This is a genomic window from Salinispora cortesiana (assembly GCF_000484695.1).
Taxonomy (GTDB): Bacteria; Actinomycetota; Actinomycetes; order Mycobacteriales; family Micromonosporaceae; genus Micromonospora; species Micromonospora cortesiana.
Window position 1 is genome coordinate 1 of the sequence record NZ_AXVR01000091.1, and the last position, 9,826, is coordinate 9,826.

The following is a 9,826-nucleotide window of genomic DNA, read 5'->3' on the forward strand; positions in this document are numbered from 1 at the left end:
ATCGTGTTGACCGCGACGAACCCGAGCAGCCACAACCACACCGGCACTACTGGCACGGTCGCGTGCATCGCCACCGACGCCACCAAATACAGCAAGCCCGGCACGAGCACATAGTCCAGCAGGATCACCCACCCGGCGAGGAAACCGACTGGAGGGCTGATACCCCGACCCGCATAGTTGTAAACGCTGCCCGACATCGGGAACGCCCGTACCATCTGCGCATACGAAAACGCAGTGAACACCAACGCGACCACACCGATCACATAGGCAAGCGCCACCATGCCACCAGAACCGGCATACACACTACCGAAAATCGCCATCGGCGCGATCGGCACCATATACACCAGCCCATACGCCAGCAGGTCCCGGAACCGGAGTTGCCGACTCAACTCCTGACGATAACCGAACCGCTGTACCTCATCGGCTGGAAACGACACCCGCTGAACTCCTTTTCCGTTCAAGAGATTACGACAAGATTTGCCTTGTGCCGGGCGGGATTGACGGCGCGCAACTAACCGCCCGGCCACTAACGTATTAGCTCTAAAGCCGGCTTGATGAAGCGATTCAGGTGGGCGGATGTGCCACCTAGGGGCATCCCCGAGTGCTGCCATCGTTCAAACAGGCACGACGACATGAACGCTCGCGAGGTTCGAAGGCAGCACGTGTGGTGCTGTCTTGTTCACTCACCGCTGCGGCTTTGGCGGCCACAACAGCGAGGCATTCTCGCCCCTTGGTCGGGTAGTAAACGGGAACGGCTCAGGCGCCGCTTCGATCCCAAGACACACCGGGACTGCTTGTGGCAACTACCGACGTACGCCGGTGATCGAAGCTGAAGGCCAGCATGGCTTCTAATGGCAGCGATAGTCGATGTCGTAACGCTGACATTGGCCTGCCATTTTTGGTCATCCTGTGAGAAATTGAGTAGTGCCAGCCCTACTGTGGACCATGCACGGCCAGTCCCGCCCCCGACTCCAAGGACGATGGACATGCCCGACTCCCATCCGACGCTGCTAGCTGCACTCGCAGGACGTGACACACGCAGCTACACGGAGATCGTGACCGCCTGGAACGCCTTGGCAGCGCAGATGCAGGAGCCCGGGACCTTGTCACTGCGCCAGTTCCATCGCTGGATGAGCGGTGGAGTGATGCCGCGTGGTTCGTCCCAACGCGTGTCAGAGCGTTTCTGGCAACGGCCAGTAGCCGAGCTTCTTCAGCCAACGCCGACTGTGCAGCACATCGAGTCGCCTAGCGTGGCACTGGACATAAGGAAGATCGTCATGGGAGCTGCTGAAGACGCCGCCGACCACTCGTCGAACGTCGCCAACTACATTGACTCAGAGGCAATTGAGGCCCTGGCGGAGCGGGTCGGCATATACGCACGACAGTATGCTGCGACACCACCGCTGGAGCTGTTCTACAACCTCCGTAAGCTGCGTGATTCGGCCGACCGGCTACTCGAACACACTCACGCTCCAGGGCAACAGGAGCCTCTGTACCTGATCCTCAGCCAGACATCCGCGTTGCTGGCCGGTGTATCGTTCGACCTTGGGGTGTCTGACGCCGCAACCGAACACGCCCGCGCTGCTCACACCTACGGCAAGCTGATCAACAACGTGAGCGCGATGGGTCTCGCTCGCGCGATTCAGGCCACCTTGGCGTTTTGGGCAGGGGAACCGAGTCGCGGTGCGCGCCTGGCAGAAGTCGGCTTGGAAGGCAGCACCGTCGGGACCATCGCGGTTCGTCTGCACGCCGTCTCGGCCCGATGCTTCGCGCTCATGGGTGAGGCAACCGCCACCAAGCGAGCCCTCGCGGCTGCTGAGGACGCCCGCACGGGAATCGACGAGACATACGACTCTCTCGGAGGTGAGTTCGTGTTCTCGCCAGCACGCACCGCGTTCTGCGCCGGAGCGGCCTACCTGGCGCTGGGAGACGGTGACGCTGCCGCCAGGGCGGCTCGTAGCGCGCTTGATCTATACGCGAGTGTGTCAGCAGACCAACGGTGGTACGGCGGTGTCTACGGCGCGCACGCCGACCTCGCTGCTGCCCGGATCTACTCAGATGACTTGGCCGACGCTGCTGATCACATGGAGCAACTCCTGCTCGCTCCAGTCGGCCTTCGCACCAGCAGGCTTGTGCAACGAGCGCGACGAGTACAAACGACAGTTGCGGGCCGCCGCTACCGGGGTAGCCCTGCTGCCGCGCGCTTGACAGGGCAGGCAGAGGCGTTCGTGGCTGACGCCACAGCCGCCCGCGCTCTGCCGTCTTCGAGCCCTTGAGCCTAGTTAGCGGGCAGGATAGCCACGTCGTCCCTGCGCTCCGCCTGATTGGGCGGTGGGCCGCGTCAGCCGCGCGACCCACCGCCCGCTGTTGCCCCCTGTCGGTGCGCGGGTAGCCGCGCTTTCGCACCTGTCTCGACACCTGGTGCTCTGCTCGCAGGATGGCGACGGGTTGCGGGGTTGCCCGAGGTGAGCAGCCGCCGGCATTCAAGATCACCTAAACGCTGGGGTCGGAACCAGCGAATCGCGCGAGGCATTGTGAGCGGGTCGGGATGCGGGGATCGGTTCTATCAAACAGTGTAGTCGAAGGGGATGTGCCCAGAGGGTGGGATCGTGCCGAGTTGGACCAGCGGGTCGCAAAGGCAGATGTCGGCCGTAACGCCGCCGCCTTGGGCAAGGGCTCGCCACGAGTCCACCTGAAGACCTGCAAGGCCGTCATATAGCTCGCCACTCCAGGTGATCTTGCCATTCTCATCCACGCTGACCTTGACGTCCAAGATCTCGTCCAGGCCGGACAGACTTCTTGGCCATGGCAATGTGCACGTTACCGACCCCGTGTCCTCGTTGCCGGTCAAGGGGTCCACCACAACACAGGAAGAGCCAATCGGTATTTCATTTGTTCCGTTGAGATTGGCCTGGTCTGGAAATGTGTATCGCGTCATGTTGACCAAGATTGCCACGTCGCTTCCCGCGCCACCGTTGGCGGTATTCGCAGCTGTGCGGAAAGGGTAAGGGTAGAGAATGTCGTTTCCCTCGTCGCCATGAAATGAACTGCTGTAGGTGGGTCCGGTTCCAATCAGGACATCGTTTCCTGTACCGCCATTGGCGAGCTCACTGATCCACATTTCATCGTTCAAGCTGTCGCCGACGTCGATGACATCGTCGCCTTCCTCACCCCTGATGCGGTCCCCACCGGAACCGCCGAAGATGTGATCGGCGGCGTCCTCGGGAGCTGGCCGCTCAACGTCATACCAATCATAATAGTGCTGTGGGTAGTCGCCAATGATGGTATCGCCGCGAGCGCCACCGTAGACGGTATCGTTGCCGGCACCGGCAATGATTGTGTCATTGCCGTCATCGCCGTAAATTATGTCATTTCCGGTTCCTCCGATGATGTGGTCATCACCGCCGCCGCCGTAGATAACATCGTCGCCTGTGGTTCCGCAGAGCCGGTCAGGTCCTGGTGTCCCCTCAATCACGATGCCAGGCCCCGGCGTTCCCTCGTGCGGACAGGTGTCCGCTGCATTCGCGGGGCCAGTGACCGTGCCGCCGATGCCGCTACCTAGGGCCATCACCATGCACGCCCGTGAGGCCCACCGCAAAGCGTCTTGCCGTCGAACCACTGTGATCAACCTCCTCCTGCTCGTAGGTCTACGGTGTGGATCGTCGCACCGACGGTAGACCTTGCCAGGCCGCGGCCGTTTTGGCTGCCCCAGGCTGCATAGAAGCTATATTTTTTAGGACCACCGTCCCATTCCGATTAGATCAGCATTAGTCGCGAATGCCGTCGGCTAACACCAGGTACAGGAGCGCTGATCCTGGCTGATCAAAATGGGCGAGCCCCGGTCAGGGGTGCGGTGGGGGCGGGCGGTGCTACGCCTCCAGATCCCTCTAGCCTCGGTCTTTCGTGCGCCCAGCGGACCTGGAGGTGAGTGTGTAGCTCATCTGGAGTCGTAAGCTCGTCGTCGCCTGCCGGTGTGAGTCCGGTCCGGGTAGCTGCCAGGAGGCCCGGTAGCAGGCTGGCGGCTTGGTCTGGAAACGGGTCGGGTCGAAGCCCAGCGTCGAAAGCCCTGTCAGGGGGAGCGACTGAGCGGTCCGTAGCATGACGCGAAGCCTGCGGCGTCGTTAGAGGTCTCGCCCGTTGGGTGGGGCAGAGGGAGTGCCGAGCCCCCGAATTCAGGGTGAAGGCCATGGAAGCGGTGTAGCTCCTGGATTGCAGCCGCGAAGGACTCCCCGGCGTATGGGGCGCGGAACGTTCAGATGGTGGCGGCGGGAACTGGGGAGGCCCTCCCCGGCCCGGTGTGCTGCGGATGCGTGCCGGAGTGTCGGGTCCTATAACCGGTTTACGCCGGGAAGTGGATCTCGTGTCGGGAGGGAGTCGGAGGCGGCCGTAGTACTGCTGGAGCCGAGCGGACAACATAACCGCCGGTGAGGGAAGGGCCGCTACTTCGTCGATGCGTGCCGCTGATGAAGGGGAGCCCGGTGAGTGCCGGTTCGGCTAGTTCCGCCGCGTTGGGGTCCGTGTTGGACCCGGTTCGTGCTTTGCAGCATGCGCTGTACCGGGCGGCCAAGGCCGATCCCGGGCGTCGGTTCCATGCGCTGCGAGACAAGGTTTCCGCAGGGACGTCTTGTGGCGGGCGTGGGTCGCGGTGCGCCGTAACAAGGGTGCACCGGGCATCGATAGGACCACCCTGGCCCAGGTTGAGGAGTACGGGGTTGCCCGGCTTCTTGACGAGGTGGCCGTGGAGTTGCAGCGGGGCCGGTATCGGCCGTTGCCGACGCGTCGGGTTTTCATCCCGAAGCCCGGCACGACCGAGCGGCGTCCGCTGTCGATTCCCGCGGTTCGGGACCGTATCGTGCAGGCCGCGGTGAAGATCGTGCTCGAGTCGATCTTCGAGGCCGACATGTTGCCGTGCAGCTTCGGTTCCGCCCGAAACGCTCGGCGCACGATGCCTTGCAGGTACTCGTCGAGGAGTCCTGGCGGGGCAGGCGGTGGGTGGTGGAGACGGATATCGCCAACTGCTTCTCGGCGATTCCGCATGACAAGTTGATGCAGGCGGTTGAGGAACGCGTCTGCGACCAGGCCATTCTGAGGCTCCTGCGGGCGATGCTGCGCGCAGGGGTGATGGAACACGGTGTGGTCCGGCGGGAAGTGACCGGCACCCCGCAGGGCGGCGTGGTGTCGCCGTTGCTGGCGAACGTCTACCTGCACCGTATCGATCGGGCATGGTCGACGCGTGAGCACGGGGTACTGGTTCGATACGCCGACGACGCGATCGTGATGTGCTCGTCCCGGCAGCAGGCCGAAGCCGCCCTCGGGCGGTTGACGGAACTGCTGGCCGACCTTGGGTTGGAACCCAAGGCGGCGAAGACCCGCATCGTGCATCTGCAGGTCGGCGGGGAGGGCGTGGACTTCCTCGGCTTCCACCACCGGCTGGTGCGCGCGTGGGCGCGGACCGGGACCAAGCAGGTCACCTTCTGGCCCGCTGGCCCGCGAACAAGGCCATGCAACACGCCCGAGACCGGATCCGGCAGGTAACCGACCGGTCCCGGCTGTTGCTGCCCGTGGAGTGGATCGTGCAGGACATCAACATCTTCCTGCGCGGCTGGGCCGGGTGCTTCAAGTACGGCAACTCGGCCCGACCCTTCGGCAAGATCAGGGATTACGCGAAGATGCGGCTGGCGATCGTGCTGCGGAAGCGGCACAAACGTAGCCGCGAGTTCGGGTGGTCGATCGTGGCCTACTCCGGCAACGAACTGGGCCTGATCGGGCTTGTGGGAACCGTCGTCGCACCGAGGCCCTTCAAGCCTTGGCGACGGGACAGACCGAATGCCGGCGGTGAACGACGTCGGTGAGCCGTGTGCGGGAAAACCGCACGCACGGTTCGACGGGCGGGAGCTGGAAACGGAGCACCCTGGAAACGGTCACGGCAGTGGGACAACCGGGCGGGAAACCACCGGCACTCAAAGGCTGCCGGACCTACACCCAGAACGTGCCACCGCGCCAGCTCCCGACCCTACATTTGAGCATGGATTCATAGGTACGCGTCGCCGACTCCTTGTCGGAATGGCAGACCACGATGGTCGCGTCAATGTCCAGGACCAGGCCATCAACCGGCTGGCCGGCCACCATCGGCTGCGGCAGGTCACCGCGAACCTCGGCGTGCTGGGCCCAGGCAATCTCCCGGGCGTGTGCCCGCGCAGACCGCAGATCGGCCAGCACCGTGTCGTCGAGCTGTGACAACAGCCGCCACGCGGTCGGGTCGGAGGCCACCGGCCCGAACAGGGCCCGCTGGTCTCGTAGTACTGCCAGGTCAGCGATGGCCTCACCACCGTCGGCCAGCATCACGGCAAGATCGACGGCGATCCGGCCCGGATCATGCCCGCGCTGCCGCTGCCGCAGACCCGCAAGGGCGTGGCTGAACGCGCTGGTCAGGCCGGTCGCATCGGCCAGATCAGCGAGCAGCCGGGCACCAGCGTGACCGACAACGCCCCGCCCGTCTCCGGTCACCATGATCTTCGGACGTGTTGCGGTAGCCTTCATCCAGCAAGTGCCTTCCGTGACAGGAACATCGGACCCTCAGCAAGTCCTATTTTCCCTGATCAGAAGGCACTTCCTCGTTTGCGGTCCACTCCTTGGGCAGCCCTTAACGAAGGGCCGAGGCTAGGGGCGGGTTCGGGCCACGATGGCCCCATCTCGGACGGCGGCGGCGAGCAGTTCTCGCTCCTTGTGAAGCGTGATGCCATGCTCGGCGTCACGCTCGTGCGCAACCGGCTTTCCGCCTTGGCTCAACCAGGACCACGTGTCTGCCACCGTGTCGCTTAGCTGACGACATCGCAGGCCGGCTTCCCGCGCCCGGCGCGTGTCCATCGCCCATGTTCCTGCACCTTTGCGCCACAACGGCAGCTCAGTCCACTGCCGTACGCTGTGTTTGGTAAGCCAGTCCTCGTCAACCCACATGACCTCAGCGTCAGCCTTAGTCACCGCGATGCAACGATGCAGCAGATCCGCGAATGTGGCCCCGGCGGCCGGCGGTGCCACGTTATAGATACCGCTCTGCCTCGACTCAGTCATGTTCAGCAGGAAGCGAGCAACGTCGCGAACATCGACAGGCTGAATGGTTCTGCCGGGATCACCAGGTGCCAGCACCCCACCGCCCTGTCGGACACGCCCCAACCACCACCGCATCCGCCCGACGTACTCATAAGGACCAAGGACCACACCTGGCCGGAGGATCAATGACTGTTCCTCCGGCAGGTCGCGGCGTATCGCGGCTTCGCAGCCAGCCTTCAGCGGCCCGTACGCCACAGCGTCCCAGTGGCGGAAGCCAGGATCCCAGTCCGGGTTTCCCGGATGAAGCGCCGACTCCTCGCTTACCGGCTCATGCGGCCACGCCCGGTACGCGCTAATGGTCGACACGAAAACGTACCGCTCAACGACCGACTGCAACGCCCGAACACTGTCCCGAACGACCGTAGGTACGCTCCCGTGCACGTCAACGACCGCATCCCAAGGACCACTCGCCGCGAGCCTCTTCAGATCAACTACGTTCTCTCGATCACCGTGAATCTCAGCCGTACCCGTCGGAGCGTGACCTGACCAGCCGCGATTGAAGATCGTTACGTCCCAGCCTCTGGCTACCGCCTGCTCGGCAACTACCCGTCCTACAAACCACGTCCCACCGAGCACCAGCAGCCTCATGATGACGATCATGCCCGAGAGCGCGTCCCCTCCGGTAGTCCCAAGCACCTTCGCGTTGACTTCGGGGATTAGCGCTTGCAGCAGTCGGGAAGGTGCCGGTAGACCCGTAGTTCGCGGCCGTGCCGGTGGCCGTACTCCGGCGTGATGTCGTACAGGCACGCCCGCCACACGACGGTTTCACCGCCGACGGGCACTACCCTGCCCGTCGCCTGGCCCGCTGTGCAGCAGCACGTCCACCCTCCGACGGTACGCGCGGGACGAGCGCGGGACGCGACGGACGAGGTTCTGACGCCCCCAGTTGGCTGGCCCCCACGCGGGCTGGTCCCCGCAACTGGGCGTATCGCTGCGGGGACCAGCTTGTCGGTGGCCTGCGGCCAAGGCTGCTCCACCTGCGGGTGGCTGTGGCCAGCAGCCGAGCGGTGACCTCGTCGACCTGTTCAGGTTCGCCGCGGGCCCTACCGCTCGCCAGCGCCGGGACCTGCGCTGTGGATAGCTCCGGTGCCTGTGGATGATTCCCTGATCATGGCCGGATCTGCTAGCCCTCGTGTCACCAGCAGCACGGACCGCAGGGGCGGGCCATAGAAGGGGCACACGTCGCGGGGGATGATCGCGTTCTTCCTCCTGCCCGACCAGCGTGGCCGGGCTGCTCGCAGAGCGCGGAAGACATTGGCGACCTCGATGTAGCCCGGCCTGGCGGCATGCGCTCGTCACCCACCGCCAGACGGCGCCGGGCCTGCCGTCGAACTCATGCCCCCTTTTACCCCCCGAAAACCCCTTCCGGGTATTGATAATCGGTGACAAGCAATGATCACGAGATGGCGGCGTTCGTGCAGGTCAGTGCAAGAATTCGGTAGCTAATGACAGGTTCCAGATCATAACGGCCGGTAACAAGGGGTCGTCGGTTCGAATCCGGCCGTCCCGACGCAGTTCAAAGGGCACATCCGATTGATGGATGTGCCCTTTGCTTATGGCTGGGTGACTAGCTGAGTGACTATGCCTCAGCGCCGAAGAGCCGGTCCATGGTGATCGCGCCGCTTAAGAGCACCGGTCTGAGCTGGTGCCGGTATACGCCCTCGGTGACGGTCGTACCAGAGTGCCCACAGAGGTCGGCGATCTGTTCGATGCTCATGCCGCTGTCGGACAGCAGGGACACGAAGCTGTGTCGTAGCTCGCGTGGGGTCCAGTCGCGCGGATCAAGGTCCGCTTTGGCGACGACCGGGCGAAAGGCCCGAAGAACATTGTGCCGGTCGAGGGCTGTGCCGGCGGTGGAGGCGAAGACGAGGCAGTCAGCATCAGGTCGGCCCTGGCGTTCGTGGTGGGCGGTGAGGGCGCTAACGCACCAGGCTGGCAAAGCTAGTGTGCGGCGGGACTTCTTGGTCTTGGTGTCTCCGTCGACGCGGACCGAACGCCAGACCTGGATGGCTGGTGGCGTTGGTGGGTTGCGGTTCGGGTCGCCCGCCAGGTCAACGCGTGCCCAGGTGAGGGCGCGTAGTTCTTCGGTGCGTGCGCCCGTCAGAAGTGAAAGCACGATGTAGGCGTGCAGGGAGCTGCCTTCGGCGGCGACCAGGAGCGCCAGGGCCTGGTCGAAGGTGAGTGACTTTGATGGTCGTCCGCTGCGGCCAGTCGGGGGACTGCGTAGTTTCCGTGTTTGGCCTGCCCCGGGGACATGAGGTGTCGCAGTACGCATGGCCGCAAGGTGTGTATGGGCGTTTATGGGAAAGTTGGACCGTCGCACTGTCTGGTTGATGCCTGTTTGGGGTGTGGTCGGGGCACGGTGGTGGCGGAATCCCGGCCGGCGTCGGGGCGTTACACCCTGCGTACGATCGAGGAGGCGCCCCGCCAGGTGGGCGGGTGTCGCCCGTGCGTGAGCCCCGGAATGATGGCGGCCCGCCGGTCGTTACATCTGGACCCGGCACCGTGAGAGCCCCGCAGGGCCGCGGTTGCCTGAGGATCTTCTTCTTGTTCTGTTGAGCGCCCGACGGTGCTCGCACCCACCCTGAACCCCCTTTCGGGCGTGGGCGTCGACCCCCGAATGGAGCACACATCATGAACACGATTCTGCGTCGTAGCGTCCTTGGTGTTGCTGGTCTGGCCCTGTCCACCGGTGTCATCACCGGCCCCCTGGCCA

General features: G+C 64.2%; 6 protein-coding genes and 2 pseudogenes. 3 read left to right on the forward strand and 5 right to left on the reverse strand.

Annotated elements, in window-relative coordinates; genetic code table 11:
- The coding region (locus tag K228_RS0122975) for an APC family permease (protein ID WP_029723910.1) at positions 1-437 on the reverse strand (437 nt) is incomplete at its 3' end.
- Positions 438-986: 549 nt separating this feature from the next.
- Between K228_RS0122975 and K228_RS0122980 the strand changes: the two genes are divergently transcribed.
- Positions 987-2,276, forward strand: coding sequence for an NsdA family TPR-like regulatory protein (locus K228_RS0122980; RefSeq protein ID WP_483826421.1), 1,290 nt, complete (start codon positions 987-989; stop codon positions 2,274-2,276).
- Positions 2,277-2,566: 290 nt separating this feature from the next.
- Here the strand turns inward: K228_RS0122980 and K228_RS30065 are convergent, their stop codons facing one another.
- Positions 2,567-3,574 (reverse strand): calcium-binding protein, encoded by a 1,008-nt coding sequence (locus K228_RS30065; protein ID WP_025620512.1) that lies wholly within the window; start codon positions 3,572-3,574, stop codon positions 2,567-2,569.
- Between the two features lie 1,334 nt (positions 3,575-4,908).
- Here K228_RS30065 and K228_RS28545 point away from each other — a divergent pair.
- The gene (locus K228_RS28545) at positions 4,909-5,535 is read left to right on the forward strand and encodes a reverse transcriptase domain-containing protein (RefSeq protein ID WP_029723911.1); all 627 of its coding nucleotides are present in this window, start codon (positions 4,909-4,911) and stop codon (positions 5,533-5,535) included.
- A complete protein-coding gene (locus K228_RS0122995) occupies positions 5,502-5,852 on the forward strand; it encodes a group II intron maturase-specific domain-containing protein (protein ID WP_029723912.1) in 351 nt (116 codons plus the stop codon). The genes K228_RS28545 and K228_RS0122995 overlap by 34 nt, the downstream gene beginning before the upstream one ends.
- 178 nt (positions 5,853-6,030) lie before the next feature.
- Here the strand turns inward: K228_RS0122995 and K228_RS0123000 are convergent.
- The 3 genes and pseudogenes from K228_RS0123000 to K228_RS0123010 form a co-directional block, all read right to left on the reverse strand.
- A pseudogene (locus K228_RS0123000) lies at positions 6,031-6,540 on the reverse strand (transposase); the annotation flags it as partial.
- Positions 6,541-6,660: 120 nt separating this feature from the next.
- Positions 6,661-7,710 (reverse strand): Rossmann-fold NAD(P)-binding domain-containing protein, encoded by a 1,050-nt coding sequence (locus K228_RS27800; RefSeq protein WP_080671684.1) that lies wholly within the window; start codon positions 7,708-7,710, stop codon positions 6,661-6,663.
- A 979-nt stretch (positions 7,711-8,689) separates the two neighbouring features.
- Positions 8,690-9,325 (reverse strand): annotated as a pseudogene (locus K228_RS0123010) (site-specific integrase); the annotation flags it as partial.
- Positions 9,326-9,826: the final 501 nt, after the last annotated feature.

Bases quoted from the DNA above. Each gene is read 5' to 3' on its own strand.
- K228_RS0122980 (WP_483826421.1), top strand. From the start codon at position 987: ATGCCCGACTCCCATCCGACGCTGCTAGCTGCACTCGCAGGACGTGAC.
- K228_RS30065 (WP_025620512.1), bottom strand. From the start codon at position 3,574: ATGGTGATGGCCCTAGGTAGCGGCATCGGCGGCACGGTCACTGGCCCC.
- K228_RS0122995 (WP_029723912.1), top strand. From the start codon at position 5,502: ATGCAACACGCCCGAGACCGGATCCGGCAGGTAACCGACCGGTCCCGG.
- K228_RS27800 (WP_080671684.1), bottom strand. From the start codon at position 7,710: ATGATCGTCATCATGAGGCTGCTGGTGCTCGGTGGGACGTGGTTTGTA.